This window comes from Streptomyces sp. LUP47B (assembly GCF_001746295.1).
Classification (GTDB): domain Bacteria; phylum Actinomycetota; class Actinomycetes; order Streptomycetales; family Streptomycetaceae; genus Streptomyces.
On the sequence record NZ_MJAH01000006.1, the window covers coordinates 446,686 to 465,230 of the forward strand.

Sequence of the window (18,545 nt, forward strand, 5' to 3'; positions counted from 1 at the left end):
GCCATGACCTGGCGACATTGATCCACCAGCCGCGCCTCCCGAGGGCCGCCTCGGACGCCGTACCGACGACGTCCGAACCGCCCTTCCGGGAAGGCCTCATGACACTCTCACCCGCACGTGTGCCCGCGACCGGCGTCCGCCGGCTGACGACCACGCTGTACGGCTACGCGTTCCTAGACGACCTCGTCCTGCTCTACCCGGTGTACGCGCTGCTGTTCGCCGACACCGGTCTGCCGCTCTGGCAGATCTCCTCGCTGTTCGCCCTGTGGTCGATCACGGCCGTCGTCCTCGAGGTGCCCTCCGGCGCCTGGGCCGACACCGTCTCGCGACGCAGGCTGCTGTGGATCGGCCCGCTGCTCACGGCCGTCGGCTTCACGCTGTGGGTGACCGTGCCGTCCTACGGCGCCTTCGCGCTGGGCTTCGTCCTGTGGGGAGCCGGAGGCGCGCTCGGCTCCGGCTCACTGGAAGCCCTGGTCTACGACGAGCTGGAGCGGCTCGGGGCCGCCGAGCGGTACGCGCGCGTGATGGGGCGGACCCGGGCCGCCCGGCTGCTGGCCACGGTCGTGGCGATGGGCCTCGCCGGACCGGTCCTCGCGCTCGGCGGCTACGCGGCCGTGGGCGCCGCCAGTGTCCTGGCCTGTCTGCTGGCCGCGGTGACGGCGACCCGGCTGCCGGAACACCGGGTACCGGCCGAGAAGGGGAGCACGCGCTGGACGGTGACCCTGCGGGCCGGGGTCGCCGAGGCCCGTGGCGACCGGACCGTCCAGGGGGCCCTGCTGCTCGTACCGGCCGTCGCCGCGGTGTGGGGCGCGCTCGACGAGTACGTCTCGCTGCTGATCCGCGACCTCGGTGTGGCCGACGCGACCGTGCCCTATCTGGTCCTGCTGGTCTGGGCGATCGTCACCGTCGGCAGCCTGTTCGCCGGGCCGGCCGAACGCCTCGGCACCCGGGGCCTCGCCGCCCTGATCGCCGGTGCCGCACTCGCCCTGGCCGTGGGCGCCGGGGTCCGCACCCCCGCCGGCATCGTCCTCGTGGGCCTCGCCTTCGCCGGTTTCCAGCTGGCCGAGGTGCTCGCCGACGTCCGGCTCCAGCACCGTATCGACGACGCCCGCCGGGCCACGCTGACCTCGGTGGCCAGCCTGGGTACGGAACTGGTCACGGTCGCCGTGTTCGGTGTGTACACCCTGCTCGGGGCGTCCCTGGCGCACAGCACGGTGTTCGTGATCCTCTCGGTGCCGTATCTGGTGACGGCGCTGATGCTGGGCCGGGGCGGCGGCGCGCGCAACGAATCGCCGGGAGACCGCCGGCGCACGCAATGAAACGCTTACCGGTGCGCAACGGCTCCTTCTTGTCCGCCCTGGTGAGCCGCCCGTACCGTCTAGGGGGCCCCTCTCTGTGGCCCCCACAACCACCTTCCGCCCCGGTGAGGATCACGCATGCGCACCGCCCTGCTCCAGAGCTCCGGCCGCCCCGGCTCCGTCGAGGGGAACCTCAAGGTCCTCGACGAGGCCGCGGGCCGGGCCGCCGCCGCGGGCGCTGCGCTGCTGACCGCGCCGGAGATGTTCCTCACCGGGTACGCGATCGGCGACGACATCGCCCGCCTCGCCGAACCGGCCGACGGCGACTCGGCGGACACGGTCGCGGAGATCGCCGAGCGGCACGGGATCGCGATCGCGTACGGCTATCCCGAGCGCGTTTCCGACGCGGTCCACAACTCGGCTCAGCTGATCTCCGCCGACGGTGTCCGTCTCGCGAACTACCGCAAGACCCACCTCTTCGGCTGCTTCGAGCGCGACCACTTCGAGCCCGGCGAACAGCCGGTGATCCAGGCGGAGCTGGGCGGACTCACCGTCGGCCTCATGATCTGCTACGACGTCGAGTTCCCGGAGAACGTCCGCGCCCACGCCCTCGCCGGCACCGACCTCCTCCTCGTGCCGACGGCCCAGATGCACCCGTTCCAGTTCGTCGCCGAGTCCCTCGTGCCGGTGCGGGCCTGGGAGAGCCAGATGTACGTCGCCTACGTCAACCGGGTCGGCCAGGAAGGGGAGTTCGAGTTCGTCGGGCTCTCCACGCTGGCCGGCCCCGACGGGGTGGCCCGGGCCCGCGCCGGGCGCGGCGAGGAGCTGGTGTTCGCCGACGCCGACCCCGCGATCCTCGCCGCCTCCCGCGAGGCGAACCCGTATCTGGCGGACCGCAGGCCCGGCCTCTACAGGTCCCTCGTCTGATCCACCCCACTGCTTCAAGGAGTCCGTACCCCATGACGTCCACCGTGCCCAACGCCGTCGAGCACGCAGACGAGCAGCAGCCGTCGATCACCATGTTCGGTCCGGACTTCCCGTACGCCTACGACGACTTCCTCGCCCACCCGGCGGGGCTCGGTCAGATACCGGCGACCGAGCACGGCACCGAGGTCGCGGTGATCGGCGGTGGTCTCTCCGGCATCGTGGCCGCGTACGAGCTGATGAAGATGGGCCTCAGGCCGGTGGTCTACGAGGCCGACCGGATCGGCGGGCGGCTGCGGACCGTGGGCTTCGACGGCCAGGGCACCCAGGGACTCACGGCCGAGATGGGCGCGATGCGCTTCCCGCCCTCCTCGACGGCGCTCCAGCACTACATCGACCTCGTCGGCCTGGAGACCCGTCCCTTCCCCAACCCCCTAGCGGAGGCGACCCCTTCGACGGTGGTCGACCTCAAGGGCGAGTCCCACTACGCCGAGACGATCGCCGATCTCCCGCAGGTCTACCGCGATGTCGCCGAGGCCTGGAACAGGTGCCTCGAAGAGGGCGCCGACTTCACCGACATGAACCGGGCCCTGCGGGAGCGGGACGTGCCGCGCATCCGCGAGATCTGGGCACGGCTCGTCGAGAAGCTCGACAACCAGACCTTCTACGGCTTCCTCTGCGACTCCGAGGCGTTCAGGTCCTTCCGCCACCGCGAGATCTTCGGGCAGGTCGGCTTCGGCACCGGCGGCTGGGACACCGACTTCCCCAACTCCATCCTGGAGATCCTGCGCGTCGTCTACACCGAGGCCGACGACCACCACCGGGGGATCGTGGGGGGTTCGCAGCAGCTGCCGCTCAGGCTGTGGGAGCGCGAGCCGGAGAAGATCGTGCACTGGGCGCAGGGCACCTCGCTCGCGACACTGCACCAGGACGGCGAGCCCCGCCCGGCGGTCACCCGGCTGCACCGCACAGCCGGCAACCGGATCACCGTGACGGACGCGCGGGGCGACATCCGCACCTATGCGGCGGCGATCTTCACCGCACAGTCCTGGATGCTGCTCTCCAAGATCGCCTGCGACGACTCGCTCTTCCCGATCGACCACTGGACGGCGATCGAGCGCACCCACTACATGGAGTCCTCCAAGCTCTTCGTCCCGGTCGACCGGCCGTTCTGGCTGGACAAGGACGAGGACACCGGCCGAGACGTCATGTCGATGACCCTCACCGACCGTATGACGCGGGGGACCTACCTCCTCGACGACGGCCCGGACAAGCCCGCCGTCATCTGCCTCTCCTACACCTGGTGCGACGACAGTCTGAAGTGGCTGCCGCTGTCCGCGAACGAGCGGATGGAGGTGATGCTGAAGTCGCTCGGCGAGATCTATCCCAAGGTCGACATCAGGAAGCACGTCATCGGCAACCCGGTGACCGTCTCCTGGGAGAACGAGCCCTACTTCATGGGCGCGTTCAAGGCCAACCTGCCCGGCCACTACCGCTACCAGCGGCGCCTTTTCACGCACTTCATGCAGGACGGCCTGCCCGAGGACAAGCGGGGCATCTTCCTCGCCGGCGACGACATCTCCTGGACGGCCGGCTGGGCCGAGGGCGCGATCCAGACCGCGCTGAACGCGGTCTGGGGCGTCATGCACCACTTCGGCGGCGAGACCGACGCGACCAACCCGGGTCCGGGGGACGTGTACGAGGAGATCGCGCCGGTCGAACTCCCCGAGGACTAGATCCCCCGCTGCCCTGGAAGGGGGCGGTCCGGGCCGAAGCCGCGGTGCCCGGTCGAGCCAGGGGACTCCCGATGGGCTACGAGAGTCTCCGGGGCTACGAACGCGCCCCACGTAACGCGAGTTGGTTCAGTCCGGCAGCGGAGTGAGCAGCATGCGTCCCGCGAATCCCACCGCCGTGTCCAGGCGCTCGGTGAACTCCTCGGCCACGTCGGGCAGCCCGCGCAGCGCCCACAGCGCCCGCGCCGCGGTCCAGGTGGCCTCGCGGGCGCGCTCCAGGCTCCAGGCGCCGAGCAGGTGGGTCAGCGGATCGGCGATCTGCAGGAGATCGGGCCCCGGCATCAGATCTTCGCGGATGCGCTCCTCCAGCGAGACGAGGAGATCACCCACGCGGTCGAACTCGTCCTCCACGTCGGCGGGTTCGCAGTCGAGGCTACGACAGGTGTCCACGACGGCGAGCGCAAGATCGTGGCCGATGTGCGCGTTGATGCCCGCGAGCGCGAACTGCAGCGGTCGTACGCCGGGATGACGGCGGAACTGGAACAGGGGCCGCCAGCAGGCCGGCGGCCGGCGTTCGCGGGCGACCGCGTCCACCGCCGCGAGATAACGCTCGGCGAACCGCACGTCCAGCGTGATCGCGGCCCGGGCGTCCGCGAACCGGCCCCCGTCGACGCACCGGTCGACGGCCTCGGTGACGGCGAGGTAGACGCGGTTGAAGACCGCCACGCCGTCCCGGTCGGGCAGGCCCTCCTCCAGGGCGCGCATACGGGAGACGACCGCGTCGAGGGGAGTGGTGAACTGTTCCAATTGCGCCATAGCGGCAGGGTCCCAGTCCTAGGCTGGCCGGGGTAGCGGCGGGCCCGACGCTTCCCCAGAACGGGGGAACGTCCCCGCCGTGCGAGGGGGGAGCGACAGGGTGCCAGGCCTACGTGCCCAACGGCTGGCCGCGCGCCGGGCCGCACGCCGCCGCGCCATGGGCCGCGGCGTGATGGTCGCGGCGGCCTCCGTGGTGGTCGCCCTCGGCACCGCGACCGGGATGCTCTCCGCGCTCGACGACCGCGGCGGCTCCGACGAGGCGCGGCCGGGGCTCGTCAGCGGCTCCCCGAGTCCGGACTTGCTGCCCGTCGTACCGTCGGCGTCCGGGCCGGCCGCGCCCTCCGCCTCCGCCTCTGCCTCGCCCTCCGTGAAGGTCAGCGAGTCGCCGTCCCCCAGGAAAGCGAGCCCCGGTTCCACGAAGGCCCGGACCACGACCGCCACCCGCCTCTACCGCTACCCGTCCTCCCAGGTGCTCGACTGGGTGCAGGACAACCCGAGCGACCGGCGTGCCGCTGTCATAGAGTCCCGCATCGCCGACGAGCCGGCCGCGGTCTGGTTCGCCGACTACGCCCCGGCGACCATCACGTCCAGGGTCCGCGCGGTCACGTCGGGCGGTGCCGCGCAGGGCAGGGTCCCGGTGGTCGTGGCGTACGCGATCCCGGACCGGGACTGCGGCGGCGCCTCCCAGGGCGGGGCTCCGGACCTCGGTTCATACGACGCCTGGATCGACAGGTTCGCCGCGGGGCTCGGCTCCGGCGAGGTCGTGGTGGTCCTGGAGCCCGACTCGATCGCCCAGTCGGACTGCCTCTCGGCCGCTCAGAGGGCTGCCCGCTTCGCCTCGCTGGCCCGCGCCGGCCGGGTCCTGAAGGCCGCGAACCCCGAGGCGCGCGTCTACTTCGACGCCGGTCACTCCGGCTGGCGCCCGGCGGCCGAGCAGGCGGCCCTGCTGAAGCAGGCGGGGGCCGCCTCGGCCGCCTCCTCCGACGGGATCTTCAGCAATGTCTCCAACTTCCACACCACGGCTGCCGAGATCGCCTACGACCGTCAGATCCTCGACGGCCTGGACGGACCGCCCGGCCTGGGCGCCGTCATCGACACCAGCCGCAACGGCAACGGCGCCCCGCCCGACGGCGAGTGGTGCGACCCGGCCGGCCGGAAGATCGGCCGGGCACCGACCCTGGACACCGGTGAGCCGAGGATCGACGCCTACCTGTGGGTGAAGCTCCCGGGGGAATCGGACGGCTGCAAGGGCACACCGGGCACGTTCAGCCCGTCGTACGCCTACGACCTGGCCTCGCCCTAGATCTTCAGGACCGCCGCTCGGGAACTGCCGCCGCCGTGGGGCTCAGCTTCGGGCGGTCGCGGTCGCCGGCGCGCAGCACGCCCGCGAAGACGATGAGACCGCCGGCCAGGACGGTCACCAGGATGAAGGAGACCATCAGGTTGGTGGCCTGGGCCACCCCGCCCAGCAGGCTCGGCGCGATGAGCCCCGAGGTGTAGGTGATGGTCGCGACGCCCGCGATCGCCTGGCTCGGATTGGGCCCGCTGCGCCCCGCCGCCGCGAAGCACAGCGGCACGACCACCGCGATCCCGAGACCCATCAGGGCGAAGCCGGCCATCGCCACCGCCGGATGGTCCGCGACGACGATGAGCAGCCCGCCGCCGGCGGCCAGGACACCGCCCAGGCGGACCGTGCGGACCGACCCGAAGCGGTTGACCACGGCGTCGCCCACGATCCGGGCCACCGCCATGGTGAGCATGAAGCCGGTCGTGCAGGCGGCGGCGAGTCCCGCCGAGGAGTCCAGCCGGTCCTTGAGATAGACCGCCGACCAGTCCAGGCTCGCCCCCTCCGCGAACACCGCGCAGAAACCGACCGTACCGATCAACAGGGCCGACTTCGGGGGCAGCGCGAACCGGGGCGGCGGCTCCTCGTCCGCACCGGCCTGTACGTCGAGGACCCACCGGCAGGCCAGCACACCGAGGACGGTGAGGCAGGCCGCCGCCAGCGCGAAGTGCACCCGCGCGTCCGCGCCCAGATGCGCGGCGAGCGTGCCGCCCGCCGAGCCGACAAGCGCGCCCGCGCTCCACATGCCGTGCAGCCCGGACATGATCGACTTGCCCAGCCGGTTCTCCACCTCGACGCCCAGCGCGTTCATGACCACGTCGGCCATACCGGCGCTCGCGCCGTACACGAACATCGCCAGGCACAACGTGTAGAGGTTGGGCGCGAGTCCGGGCAGCACCAGGGACAGCGTCCAGAGCACGATCAGCCCGCGCAGTGCCGTCCGGCTGCCGAAGCGATGGCTGACCCGGGCGGCCAACGGCATCGCGCAGGACGCGCCGAACGCCGTGAAGGCCAGGGCGAAGCCCAGTTGACCCGCGCTCACCGAGGCATGGTCCTGGATCCACGGCACCCGCGTCGCGAACGACCCGGTCACGGCCCCGTGCACGGCGAACACCGCGGCCACGGCGTACCGGGCCCGCCGTACCTCCGCCGACGCGTGCACCACATCGCTCATTGTCGGGCCCCTCCCCGGGTCCTCGTCGTCCCGCTGCTGCCGCCGTAAACTATCAGGAACCCTGCCTGATAGATAGCGCACTTTCGGCACCGCGGATCTGAGAGGATGCCCGGCATGCCCGCATCCCCGAGCACCGCCCGGGCCATCAACGACCGGCTCGCCCTGCGACTGCTCCAGCAGGAAGGCCCGCTGACGGCAGGGCAGTTGAAGCAGCTCACCGGACTGTCCCGGCCGAGCGTCGCCGACCTCGTCGAGCGCCTCGCCGCCGCCGGACTGATCGACGTGGTCGGGGAGTCGGGGGAGCAGCGCCGCGGTCCCAACGCCAGGCTGTACGGCATCGTCGCCGACCAGGCCCACCTCGCCGCTCTCGACGTCCGTACCGAGGGTGTCTCCGTCGTGGTCTCCGACCTGCTGGGCCGGGTGCTGGCCGAGGCGTCGGTGACCGTCGGAGGGGACACGGGGACCGGGCCCGCGGTCGAGCGGGCGGTCGCGCTGGTCGAACGCGCGGCGAAGGAGGCGGGGGTGCCGGAGCTCCACACCGTCGGCATCGGCGCCCCCGGCCTCATCGACCCGGCCACCGGCGAACTGCGCGACTCCGGCGGCCTGCCCGAATGGCACCGGCGGCTGGTGCTGGCCTTGCAGGAACGGCTCCCGAAGACGCGCATCCACGTCGAGAACGAGACCAACCTCGCGGCGCTGGCGGAACAGCGCGACGGTGCGGCCCGGGACCGGGACACCTTCGTCCTGCTGTGGCTCGGCCACGGCACGGGCGCGGCGGTGGTCCTGGACGGCACCCTGCGCCGGGGAGCGTCGGGCGGCACCGGGGAGATCGGTTTCCTGCCGGTGCCGGGGACGGTGGGGCTGCCGTCCGCGGTGGACTGTGAGGGGGGCTTCCACTCCCTCGCGGGGTCGGCGGCGATCGTGGGACTGGCGGAGCAGTACGGGCCGGCGGTCGAGGTGGACGGGCACGAGCCGCCGGCCGCGCGCGTGGTGCGGGAGGCGGTGGCCGGGGGTTCGGCGGACTTCCTCGACGCCCTCGCGGACCGTCTGGCCATAGGAGTCGCGTCGGTCGTGGCCATTCTCGACCCGGGCTGCCTGGTCCTGGGCGGCGAGGTGGGTCAGGCCGGCGGGGCTGACCTCGCGGCACGGGTGGAGAGCCGGGTCCGTCGTATGTCACCTCTGCCCACGGAGGTGCGAGCGAGCACGCTGGGCGGAGCGGCGGTCCTGCGAGGAGCCCTGCTCACGGCGAGGGACAGGGCTCAGGACGACGTGTTCGCACCCCGTTAGGGCCGAAGGAGACCCGGCGGCGGGCAAGGGCCGTCGTCACCGCCGCCGGGTCCGTCTATACGGGTGTCCACGCACGGCGACCCTAAAAAGGACTAGACCATTAGTCAATGGATCTGAGCCACCCGGCACTTGGGAGTGCGGTCCGTAAATGTCCATCGGTACTGTCTGTGAGCCACCCCACACCCTTCGCCCATATGGACGTCGATCAGGCGTGGCACACTGGCTCTGTACCAGAAGCAGCGCACTCCGGGGTCGGTGAAAGTCCGAACCGGCGGTTACAGTCCGCGACCCGTCCGCTTCCAGCGGCCGGTTGACCAGGTGAAATTCCTGGACCGACGGTTAAAGTCCGGATGGGAGGCAGTGCGCGGCGGGCGGGCATTCGTGCGCGCCGCCGTATCGGTCCGTCCTTCGGGACGGGTGCGTCCGGCGTCGCCCCCGGTGTCCCTGCTCGTTCATTCTGTCGTCATCGACAGCCCCGGAGTCCGTGCCCCCATGAGGCAGGGAGGACCCGGGTCGTGTTCACCGGAATCGTCGAAGAGCTGGGCGAGATCACCGCCGTCGAGAACCTCGGCGACGCCTGTCGTTTCCGACTGCGCGGCCCCGTCGTCACCGAGGGCGCGAAACACGGGGACTCCATCGCCGTCAACGGCGTGTGCCTCACCGTCGTCGACCACGAGGGTGACGAGTTCACCGCCGACGTCATGGCCGAGACCCTCGACCGTTCGAGCCTCGGTGTCCTGGGTGTCGGCTCCCGCGTCAACCTCGAGCGTCCCACCGCGGTGGGCGACCGCCTCGGCGGGCACATCGTGCAGGGGCACGTGGACGGCACCGGCGAGGTCCTGGAGCGCAAGCCCTCCGAGAACTGGGAGATCATCAAGATCTCGCTGCCCGCGGACCTCGCGCGCTATGTCGTGGAGAAGGGCTCCATCACGGTCGACGGCATCAGCCTCACCGTCGTGGACGCCGGCCCGGACTACTTCACCGTCAGCCTCATCCCCACCACCCTCGACCTGACCACGCTCGGCCTCAAGCAGCCCGGCGCCCCGGTCAACCTCGAGGTCGACGTCGTCGCCAAGTACGTCGAGCGCCTGCTCGCGAGCGGTCAGGGGGCGGGGAAGTGAACTCCCTCAACACCGAGGCGTTCACCCTGTTCGGCCAGCACATCCTCTGGTCGGACATGATCGGCAACATCCTCGGCCTCATCGCCCTCGCCCTCGGCTGGCGGCGCAACCTGTGGAGCTGGCCGGTGCAGTTCGCCTCCGGCCTCATCCTCTTCGGCGCCTTCTACGGGCACCTCACCGGCAGCGCCGGCAAGCAGGCCGTCGTCATGGTCGTCGCCCTGTACGGCTGGTGGCAGTGGAACCGCAACAAGGGCAAGTCCGGGGACGGCCTCATCGCCCCGCGCTTCGCCACCTGGCGCGAGCGGGCCGCCCTCGTCGGCGCCGCCGCAGTCGGCACCGTCGCCGTCGCCCTGTTCTTCAAGGCCAACCCGAGCCTGTCCTGGGACCCCTGGCCGGACGCCTACATCTTCGTCGGCACCGTCGTCGCCATGTACGCCCAGGCCCGCGGCATGGTCGAGTTCTGGTTCGCCTGGCTCCTCGTCGACCTCGTCGGCGTCCCGCTGAACTTCGCCAACGGCTACGCCTTCTCCGGTTTCGTCTACGTCATCTACGGCGCGCTCGTCCTGTGGGGCATGCGCGACTGGTGGCTGCGCTCCCGTGAGTCCAAGCAGCCCGCCCTGGAAGGAGCGCCCGCATGACCGCCGCACCCATTCTCTACAGCACCGACGGCTTCGAGGACTTCGCGCTGGACCCGGTCGAGCAGGCCATCGCCGACATCGCGGCCGGCCGCCCCATCGTGGTCGTCGACGACGAGGACCGCGAGAACGAGGGCGACCTGGTCGTCGCCGCCGAGAAGGTCACGCCCGAGATCGTCGCCTTCATGATGAGCGAGTGCCGCGGCCTGATCTGCGCCCCCATGGAGGGCGACGAACTGGACCGGCTCAAACTGCCGCAGATGGTCGACGACAACACCGAGTCGATGAAGACCGCGTTCACCGTCTCCGTGGACGCCTCCGGTGCCCACGGCGTGACCACGGGGATCTCGGCCTCCGACCGCGCGACCACGCTCCAGCTCCTCGCGAGCGGCGCCGCCGAGCCCACCGACTTCGTCAGGCCCGGCCACATCTTCCCGCTGCGCGCCAAGGACGGAGGCGTCCTCACCCGCAACGGCCACACCGAGGCCGCCGTCGACCTCGCCCGGCTCGCGGGACTGCGCCCGGCCGGAGCGATCGTCGAGATCGCCGGCGAGGACGGCCGGATGCTCCGGCTGCCCGAGCTGATCCCCTTCGCCCGCAAGCACGGCCTGACGATCATCTCCATCGAGGACCTGATCGCCTACCGCCGGACCAGCGAGCCCACCGTCCGCCGCGAGGCCGAGACCCGGTTGCCCACCGCCCACGGCACCTTCCGGGCGTACGGCTACCGCTCCACCGTCGACGGCGTCGAGCACGTCGCGCTGGTGCACGGCGAGATCGGCGACGGCGAGGACGTCCTGGTCCGCGTCCACTCCGAGTGCCTCACCGGCGACATCTTCGGCTCCCTGCGCTGCGACTGCGGCCCCCAGCTCGACGCCTCCCTGGAGCGCATCCAGGCCGAGGGCAGGGGAGTGGTGGTCTACCTGCGCGGTCACGAGGGGCGCGGCATCGGCCTGCTCTCCAAGCTGCGGGCCTACGAACTCCAGGAGCAGGGCCACGACACCCTCGACGCCAACCTGGAACTCGGCCTGCCCGCCGACGCCCGGGACTACGGCGCCGGCGCGCAGATCCTTCAGGACCTCGGCGTCCACACCCTGCGCCTGATGACCAACAACCCCGACAAGTCCGAAGCCCTCCTGCGGCACGGACTCAAGGTCACGGGACGGGAGCCGATGCCCGTACAGGCGGGCGAGCACAACCTCCGCTACCTGCGCACCAAGCGGGACCGGATGGGCCACGACCTGCCCTGGCTGGACACCACCCCCGTGTCCACCTGCAGCAACCAGTAGCACAAGCACTCCGAGGAGACTGAAGAACGTGAGCGGCAAGGGCGCACCGGAGCTGTCCGTACGCAACGTGGGTGACCTGCGGGTCGCCGTCATCGCGGCGCAGTGGCACGAGAAGGTGATGGACGGACTGGTCGACGGCGCCCTGCGCGCCCTGCACGACTTGGGCATCGACGAGCCGACCCTGCTCCGGGTCCCCGGCAGTTGGGAGCTCCCGGTCGTCGCCAAGGTCCTCGCGGGCCGCGGCTACGACGCGATCGTCGCCCTCGGCGTCGTTATCCGCGGTGGCACCCCCCACTTCGAGTACGTGTGCCAGGGCGTCACCCAGGGCCTCACCCAGGTCTCGGTGGAGACCGGAGTCCCCGTCGGCATGGGCGTCCTCACCTGCGACACCGAGGAGCAGGCCCTGGACCGCGCGGGCATCGAGGGCTCCAACGAGGACAAGGGGCACGAGGCGGTGACCGCCGCGGTGGCCACGGCGGCCACCCTCCGCTCAGTATCTGAACCGTGGCGTTAGGTGGTGCGGGCTTACGCGTAAAGTGGGCGCCACCATGTCCAATAAGACGTTCGAGGAGCTCTTCACCGAGCTCCAGCACAAGGCCGCCAACGGCGATCCCGCCACTTCCCGCACCGCAGAGCTGGTCGGCAAGGGCGTCCATGCCATCGGCAAGAAGGTCGTCGAAGAGGCCGCCGAGGTGTGGATGGCCGCCGAGTACGAGGGCAAGGAGGCGGCCGCCGAGGAGATCTCGCAGCTGCTGTACCACGTCCAGGTGATGATGGTCGCGCGCGGGATCTCCCTCGACGACGTCTACGCCCACCTGTAAGCCACCTGCCGAACCAAACTCTGAGAGCAAAGGAAGCCGACCTCATGCTGCGCATCGCCGTCCCCAACAAGGGTTCCCTGTCAGGACCTGCGGCGGACATGCTGCATGAGGCCGGCTACCAGCAGCGCCGCGAGTCCAAGGAACTGCGGATCGTCGACCCGGTCAACGACGTGGAGTTCTTCTACCTCCGCCCCCGGGACATCGCGATCTACGTCTCCTCCGGCCAGCTCGACATCGGCATCACCGGCCGCGACCTGCTGATCGACTCCGGAGCCGACGCCGAGGAGATCCTCCCGCTCGGCTTCGCCCGCTCCACGTTCCGCTTCGCGTCCAAGCCCGGTGAGGCGAACGGCGTCGAGGACCTGAAGGGCAAGACGGTCGCCACCTCGTACGAGGGGATCGTCGCGGGGCACCTCGCCGACCACGGCATCGACGCCTCCGTCGTCCACCTCGACGGCGCCGTCGAGACCGCCATCGAGCTCGGGGTCGCCGAGGTCATCGCCGATGTCGTCGAGACCGGCACCAGCCTGCGCAACGCGGGCCTGGAGGTCTTCGGCGAGCCCATCATGAAGTCCGAGGCCGTCGTCATCCGCCGCACCGGCGCCGACGGCGAGGAGGCCTCCGAGTCGAAGGTCCAGCAGTTCCTGCGCCGCCTCCAGGGCGTCCTCGTGGCCCGGACGTACGTGATGATGGACTACGACTGCCGGGTCGAGCAGCTCGAGAAGGCCGTCGCGCTCACCCCGGGCCTCGAGTCCCCGACCGTCTCCCCGCTGCACAACGAGGGCTGGGTCGCCGTCCGCGCGATGGTCCCCGCCAAGGAGGCGCAGCGGATCATGGACGACCTGTACGACATCGGCGCGCGGGCCATCCTGACGACGGCCATCCACGCCTGCCGTCTCTGAGGGGCGCACCGCAGATGTCCTCCGAACCGCCCACCCTTCCCGTCACGTTCCGGCCGAGCCGCACGCGCGCGGTGCTGCTCACCGCGGGCGTCGCCATCTTCGTGACGATCACGGTGATCGCGCTGCTGCTCGAGCAACTGGGACCCGGCGAGCGCCTGAGCTTCATCTTCACCGCGGCCCTGCTCGCCGGTGTGCTGTTCCTGCTGGCCAGGGTGAAGGTCGTCGCCGACGAGTCCGGTGTCACCGTCCAGAACATCGCCGGCCGGCGGCATCTGGAATGGGCCGAGATCATCCAGGTGAACCTCCGACCGGGCGATCCGTGGGTGTTTCTCAACCTCAGCGACGGCACCAGCCTGCCCGCCCTCGGTATCCAGCCGGGTATCGCGAAGCAGCAGGCCATCGCCGACGCGAAGACGCTGCGCGCGCTCGCCGAGGCCCGCTCCACAGCCCGCCCCGACGAAGATCAGGGCTGACTCAGGGGCTTCCACCCTGCCGCAGTCGGCCATGTCTTGATTAATCTGTTGGCGGAGGCGTTTTTCCTTGCGCCTCCGCCTCTCGTTGTTCCTGCTACCCGAGGAGTGACTCCCTCCAGCGATGGACGGATCGTCCTGTAGTACCTGCGCCGCCCCCTCCCGGCATATCGAGGCGGCGGCATGACCATCCCCTTGCTGCTCCTCGGAGCGGCGTTCCTGCTGATCCTCGCCAACGGCTTCTTCGTGGCGGCCGAGTTCGGCCTCGTCACCGTCGAGGCCACGGATGCCGAAAGGGCCGCCGCGGAAGGCGACCGGCGGGCCCGTCGGGTCGCCGACTCGCTCAAGGAGCTGTCCTTCCAGCTCTCCGGCACCCAGCTCGGCATCACCATCACCTCCCTCGTCGTCGGCATGCTCGCCGAACCGGCGCTCGCGGAACTGCTGCACGGCCCGTTCACGGCCGTCGGCGTCCCCGAGGGCGCGGTCTCCGGCGTGGCCGTCGTCGTCGGCATGCTGCTGGCCTCCGCCGTGCAGATGGTGATCGGCGAACTCGTGCCCAAGAACTGGGCGGTGTCCAAGCCGATGCAGGTCGCCCGCTTCGTCGCCGGCCCGCAGCACGCCTTCGCCCGGCTGTTCCGGCCGGTGATCGCCGCCCTGAACGCGGTCGCCAACCGCCTCGTCCGCGCGCTCGGCATCGAGCCCGCCGATGAACTGGCCTCCGCCCGCACCCCCGGCGAGCTGGTCTCCCTGGCCCGGCACTCGGCGCAGGCCGGCACCCTGGAACAGGACACCGCGGACCTCTTCGTCCGCACCCTGTCGCTCGCCGAGCTGACCGCCCAGCACGTCATGACCCCGCGCGTGAAGGTCAGCTCGCTCCAGGTCTCGGCCACCGCCGAGGACGTCGTCAACCTCACCCGCGCCACCGGGCTGTCCCGCTTCCCGGTCTACCGCGAGAAGATCGACGAGATCGTCGGCATGGCCCACCTCAAGGACGCGTTGGCGGTCCCCGTCCAGGACCGGCTGCGCACCCCCGTCTCCCGCATCGCCCGCCCGGCGCTGCTGGTGCCCGAGACACTCCCGGTCCAGCCCCTGCTCGCCCAGTTGCGCAGTGAGCAGCCCATCGCCGTCGTCGTCGACGAGTACGGCGGCACGGCCGGCGTGGTCACCCTGGAGGACATCGTCGAGGAGATCGTCGGCGAGGTCCGCGACGAGCACGACGGACAGGACGTCCCCGAACTCGCCGCCGCCCCGCCGGAGGACGGCCGCCTCACCTGGGACGCGGACGGCAGCTGCCGGGTCGACATCCTCCAGCGCATAGGTCTCGACGTGCCCGAGGGGCCGTACGAGACCGTCGCCGGGCTGGTCGCCGACCTGCTCGGCCGCATCCCCGCCGTCGGCGACCGGGCCGAGCTGCCCGGCTGGCGGCTCACCGTGCGCCAGGTCGGGCACTACCGCGCCGAGCGGGTCCGCCTGGTCCGTCTGGTCCCCACGGTCAACGTCATGGAGGCCGCCCGATGAGCGTGCTCCAACTCCTCTTCGCGGCGCTTCTCGTGCTCGCCAACGGGTTCTTCGTCGGCGCCGAGTTCGCCCTCGTCTCCGTGCGCCGCAGCCAGATCGAACCGCTCGGCACGGCGCGGGCCCGACAGGTGCTGTACGGCCTGGAGCGGCTCCCGCAGATGATGGCGGCGGCCCAGTTCGGCATCACGGTGTGCTCACTGACGCTCGGCGCGGTCGCCGAACCGACGGTCGCGCACCTGCTGGAGCCGGTCTTCGAGTGGATACACCTGCCGCACGGCATGATCCACCCGCTGGGATACGTCATCGCCCTGGCCGCGGTGGTCTTCTTCCACCTCGTCATCGGCGAGATGGTCCCGAAGAACCTCGCGATGGCGGCCCCGGAGAAGGTCGCGCTGTGGCTCAGCCCCGGCCTGGTCTACTTCGCCCGCCTCTGCAGGCCGATCACCATCTCCCTCGGCGCCTGCGCCCGGGCCATCCTGCGGCTCTTCCACGTCGAGCCCAAGGACGAGGTCGAGGCCGTCTTCACGAGCGAACAGCTGAACCGGCTGGTCGAGGACTCCGGCCAGGCGGGCCTGCTGGACCCCGAGGAACAGGAACGCCTCGAGGACGCGCTGGAACTGGGCTCGCGCCCGGTGACGGACGTCCTGCTGCGGCACGAGTCCCTGGTGACGGTGCGTCCCTCGGTGACCCCGGGCCAGATCATCGAGCTCACCGGCCGTACCGGGTACTCGCGCTTCCCCATCGCCGCGGAGAACGGCGCGTTCATGGGGTACCTGCATGTGAAGGACGTACTGGATCTGGAGGACTCGCAGCGGGCGGTGCCCCAGCAGATCTGGCGGCCGATGACGAAGCTCCGCTCCGACCTGCCGCTGGATGACGCCCTCACGGTGATGCGGCGCGCGGCCACGCACTTGGCCCAGGTGGCGGACGGGTCCGGGAAGGTGCTGGGTCTGGTGGCCCTGGAGGACGTACTGGAACTGCTGGTCGGTGAGGTACGGGACCCTGCGCACCGGGAGCTGCCGGAGGTCCGGGTCACCGAGCCCCGTAGCAGCGAGGAGGCGTTGGCGTCGTAGTTGTTCGGCTGCGGGCCGGTGGGGGCTGGGCGCGCAGTTCCCCGCGCCCCTGGGTGGGTGCAGGCCATGCATGCCTAGCTGTACCCACTGCTTTTAGGGGCGCGGGGAACTGCGCGACAAGCCCCCACCGGCCCGCGGTCAACGAACTACATCGCCGACGGATCCTGCGGCCCCCGCCCCGACAGGACCTCCCCGTACGCCTGCATCAGGTCCGGCAACCGCAACGTCGACAAGTCGTCCCGGCTCAGCATCCCCGGATACGTCGACAACCGGAGATCCCGATACGCGCAGCTCTTCTCGTACAGCGTGCGCAGGAACCGCCCGTTGCCCAGTTCGTCGATCCACCCCTGGTCCACCACGTGCCCGGCGATGGAGCGCAGCTCGTCCAGCGCCTCCTCGTCCCAGATGTCGCCGTTCTCCGCCGCCAGCACCTCGCCGATGGAGGTGAGTTCGAGCGGGCGGTACGACGGGAAGTCGACGCGGGTCGTGAAGCGGGACGACAGTCCGGGGTTCGCGGCCAGCAGACGGTCCATGCCCTCCGGGTAGCCCGCCAGGATCACGACCAGGTGGTCCCGGTTGTCCTCGGCCCTCTTCAGCAGCACCTGGAGCGCCTCGTCGCCGTACGCGTCCCCCTTGCCGTAACCGGAGTTGGAGAGCGAGTACGCCTCGTCGACGAAGAGCACCCCGCCGAGGGCCGAGTCGATGAGTTCGTTGGCCTTCACGGCCGTCTGGCCGAGGTACTCCCCGACCAGATCCGCCCGCTGCGCCTCGACGAGATGGTCACCGCCGAGCAGTCCGAGGGCGTAGAAGACGCGGCCCAGGATGCGGGCCACCGTGGTCTTGCCGGTGCCGGAGGGGCCGGAGAAGACGAAGTGACGCTTGGGCGGCTGGACCGGCAGGCCCTGCCCGGTGCGCAGCCGGGCCATGTTCAACTGGGCGGAGAGCGCTTTGACCTGGCGCTTCACCGGTTCGAGTCCCACCATGCGCTCGAGCTCGGTGAGCGCCTCCTCCAGTAAGACGGGATCGGTGGGCCCGGCGGGCAGCGGCCCCACGGGCGGGCCGGACCTCTCGCGTCCGGCCGGATCGGTCATCGAGGGCAGGGGACCGGTCGGCGGCTCGGGATCGGAGAGCTTCAGCTCCCGACCCTCGATGCCGAACAGCGGATCCATCCCATCGGGCCCCTCCAGCATGTCCTGCCCGAACCCGGTGAGCGTGATCGCCGCGAGGTCGGCGGAGTCGTCGTACCCGTCGCCCTCGGCGATCGCGGCGAGCCGGGCCGAGGTGTCCATGAAGGCGGGGTCCACGCGGTGCACGGCCCGGTACAGGGGGAGGGCGGCGGCGGACCGGCCGGTGCCCTCGTGCGCCCGGGCCAGCCAGTACCGCAGTTCCTTGCGCTGGGGCTGTTCGCTGCGGCAGCGCATCAGGGCCGCCGAGAGCAGCGGTTCGGCCTGGCCGTACATTTCCAGACGGACCCGGGCCATGCCGCCGAACAGCCCGGCCTCGATGCCGAGCATGGCGTCGTCGATCAGCGGGTCGGTGTGCCGGACCAGCTGCTCCCAGTCCTTGACGAGATAGGCACGGCAGGCGTGCAGGAAACGGACCTGGTGGTCGGTGTCCACCGGGGGCAGGCCCGCGAGGGCCCGGTCCAGTTCGGGGACATGGCGGCCGTCCAGCCAGTGCGAGGCGTGCGCGAGGAGCAGGTCACGCGGGCTCTCCAGCACCGGTTGGACCCACCAGCCCAGCCAGTACCAGGAGTTGAGGGTGCGCCGGTGCCGGGCGCGCTGTTCGCCGAAACGCTCGCGGTGCCGGAACATCCGCAGCAGCGCGGTCGTCGTGTCGACGCGCAGCGCGTGCAGTCCGAGCCAGCCGTCGGCCATCCCGGGATCGATGCGCACCGCGGCCCGGAACTCCTCCTCGGCCTGCGGATAGGCGCCCATCGTGTAGGCGTCCACACCTCGCAGCCAGGCGAGGTCGGCCGGGGCCTCGGGGCCCTGCGTGCCGAAATCCATCACGTCCCCCACAAACCGTGCCCCCGTGGCTTCACCACCGGGCCGACGCCCGGTGGCCGCCTTCGTCAACCACTGTGCCGCGGACCGCAGTTGCGACGGTGCGCAGAGCAGTCGTCCGAAGGTCGCACCG

The 18,545-nt window shown here is 71.0% G+C and carries 17 protein-coding genes and 1 riboswitch; of the genes, 14 read left to right on the top strand and 3 right to left on the bottom strand.

Annotation, left to right across the window (positions count from 1 at the left end; all coding sequences use genetic code 11):
* Window positions 1-98: 98 nt before the first annotated feature.
* The 3 genes from BFN33_RS20295 to BFN33_RS20305 all read left to right on the top strand — a co-directional run bounded on the left by BFN33_RS20295 (window position 99) and on the right by BFN33_RS20305 (window position 3,958).
* On the top strand, window positions 99-1,319 hold the full coding sequence (locus BFN33_RS20295; RefSeq protein WP_069761882.1) for an MFS transporter: 1,221 nt from the start codon (window positions 99-101) through the stop codon (window positions 1,317-1,319).
* Window positions 1,320-1,436: 117 nt separating this feature from the next.
* The gene (locus BFN33_RS20300; protein WP_069761489.1) at window positions 1,437-2,225 is read left to right on the top strand and encodes a carbon-nitrogen hydrolase family protein; all 789 of its coding nucleotides are present in this window, start codon (window positions 1,437-1,439) and stop codon (window positions 2,223-2,225) included.
* A 32-nt stretch (window positions 2,226-2,257) separates the two neighbouring features.
* Window positions 2,258-3,958: an NAD(P)/FAD-dependent oxidoreductase gene (locus tag BFN33_RS20305; RefSeq protein ID WP_069761490.1), complete on the top strand. Its 1,701-nt coding sequence runs from the start codon at window positions 2,258-2,260 to the stop codon at window positions 3,956-3,958.
* Window positions 3,959-4,084: 126 nt separating this feature from the next.
* On the opposite strand, the gene BFN33_RS20310 is transcribed toward BFN33_RS20305, so the two are convergent.
* Window positions 4,085-4,771 (bottom strand): DUF5995 family protein, encoded by a 687-nt coding sequence (locus BFN33_RS20310; protein ID WP_069761491.1) that lies wholly within the window; start codon window positions 4,769-4,771, stop codon window positions 4,085-4,087.
* Window positions 4,772-4,928: 157 nt separating this feature from the next.
* Between BFN33_RS20310 and BFN33_RS20315 the strand changes: the two genes are divergently transcribed.
* A complete protein-coding gene (locus tag BFN33_RS20315; protein WP_370743303.1) occupies window positions 4,929-6,074 on the top strand; it encodes a glycoside hydrolase family 6 protein in 1,146 nt (381 codons plus the stop codon).
* 4 nt (window positions 6,075-6,078) lie between these two features.
* Here the strand turns inward: BFN33_RS20315 and BFN33_RS20320 are convergent, their stop codons facing one another.
* Entirely contained in the window at window positions 6,079-7,290 is a 1,212-nt protein-coding gene (locus BFN33_RS20320; RefSeq protein ID WP_069761493.1) for an MFS transporter, read from the bottom strand.
* A 114-nt stretch (window positions 7,291-7,404) separates the two neighbouring features.
* Between BFN33_RS20320 and BFN33_RS20325 the strand changes: the two genes are divergently transcribed.
* From BFN33_RS20325 to BFN33_RS20370, 10 genes are all read left to right on the top strand, one after another.
* Window positions 7,405-8,577 (top strand): ROK family transcriptional regulator, encoded by a 1,173-nt coding sequence (locus BFN33_RS20325; RefSeq protein ID WP_069761494.1) that lies wholly within the window; start codon window positions 7,405-7,407, stop codon window positions 8,575-8,577.
* Between the two features lie 237 nt (window positions 8,578-8,814).
* A riboswitch (FMN riboswitch) is annotated at window positions 8,815-8,945 on the top strand.
* 147 nt (window positions 8,946-9,092) lie between these two features.
* The gene (locus tag BFN33_RS20330; RefSeq protein WP_069761495.1) at window positions 9,093-9,698 is read left to right on the top strand and encodes a riboflavin synthase; all 606 of its coding nucleotides are present in this window, start codon (window positions 9,093-9,095) and stop codon (window positions 9,696-9,698) included.
* On the top strand, window positions 9,695-10,336 hold the full coding sequence (locus BFN33_RS20335) for a nicotinamide mononucleotide transporter family protein (RefSeq protein WP_069761496.1): 642 nt from the start codon (window positions 9,695-9,697) through the stop codon (window positions 10,334-10,336). Before BFN33_RS20330 ends, BFN33_RS20335 begins: the two co-directional genes overlap by 4 nt.
* Window positions 10,333-11,622: a bifunctional 3,4-dihydroxy-2-butanone-4-phosphate synthase/GTP cyclohydrolase II gene (locus BFN33_RS20340; protein ID WP_069761497.1), complete on the top strand. Its 1,290-nt coding sequence runs from the start codon at window positions 10,333-10,335 to the stop codon at window positions 11,620-11,622. Before BFN33_RS20335 ends, BFN33_RS20340 begins: the two co-directional genes overlap by 4 nt.
* A gap of 28 nt (window positions 11,623-11,650) precedes the next feature.
* Window positions 11,651-12,136: a 6,7-dimethyl-8-ribityllumazine synthase gene (gene ribH / locus BFN33_RS20345; RefSeq protein ID WP_030613284.1), complete on the top strand. Its 486-nt coding sequence runs from the start codon at window positions 11,651-11,653 to the stop codon at window positions 12,134-12,136.
* Window positions 12,137-12,170: 34 nt separating this feature from the next.
* On the top strand, window positions 12,171-12,443 hold the full coding sequence (locus BFN33_RS20350) for a phosphoribosyl-ATP diphosphatase (protein ID WP_020117406.1): 273 nt from the start codon (window positions 12,171-12,173) through the stop codon (window positions 12,441-12,443).
* Window positions 12,444-12,487: 44 nt separating this feature from the next.
* Window positions 12,488-13,345 (top strand): ATP phosphoribosyltransferase, encoded by an 858-nt coding sequence (hisG, locus tag BFN33_RS20355; RefSeq protein ID WP_069761498.1) that lies wholly within the window; start codon window positions 12,488-12,490, stop codon window positions 13,343-13,345.
* Window positions 13,346-13,359: 14 nt separating this feature from the next.
* Window positions 13,360-13,818 (top strand): PH domain-containing protein, encoded by a 459-nt coding sequence (locus BFN33_RS20360; protein ID WP_069761499.1) that lies wholly within the window; start codon window positions 13,360-13,362, stop codon window positions 13,816-13,818.
* A gap of 180 nt (window positions 13,819-13,998) precedes the next feature.
* A complete protein-coding gene (locus BFN33_RS20365; RefSeq protein ID WP_069761500.1) occupies window positions 13,999-15,333 on the top strand; it encodes a hemolysin family protein in 1,335 nt (444 codons plus the stop codon).
* Window positions 15,330-16,406, top strand: coding sequence for a hemolysin family protein (locus BFN33_RS20370; RefSeq protein WP_069761501.1), 1,077 nt, complete (start codon window positions 15,330-15,332; stop codon window positions 16,404-16,406). The genes BFN33_RS20365 and BFN33_RS20370 overlap by 4 nt, the downstream gene beginning before the upstream one ends.
* Window positions 16,407-16,552: 146 nt before the next feature.
* Here BFN33_RS20370 and BFN33_RS20375 read toward each other — a convergent pair whose 3' ends face one another.
* Window positions 16,553-18,415, bottom strand: coding sequence for an AAA family ATPase (locus BFN33_RS20375; RefSeq protein ID WP_069761502.1), 1,863 nt, complete (start codon window positions 18,413-18,415; stop codon window positions 16,553-16,555).
* Between the last annotated feature and the right edge of the window lie 130 nt (window positions 18,416-18,545).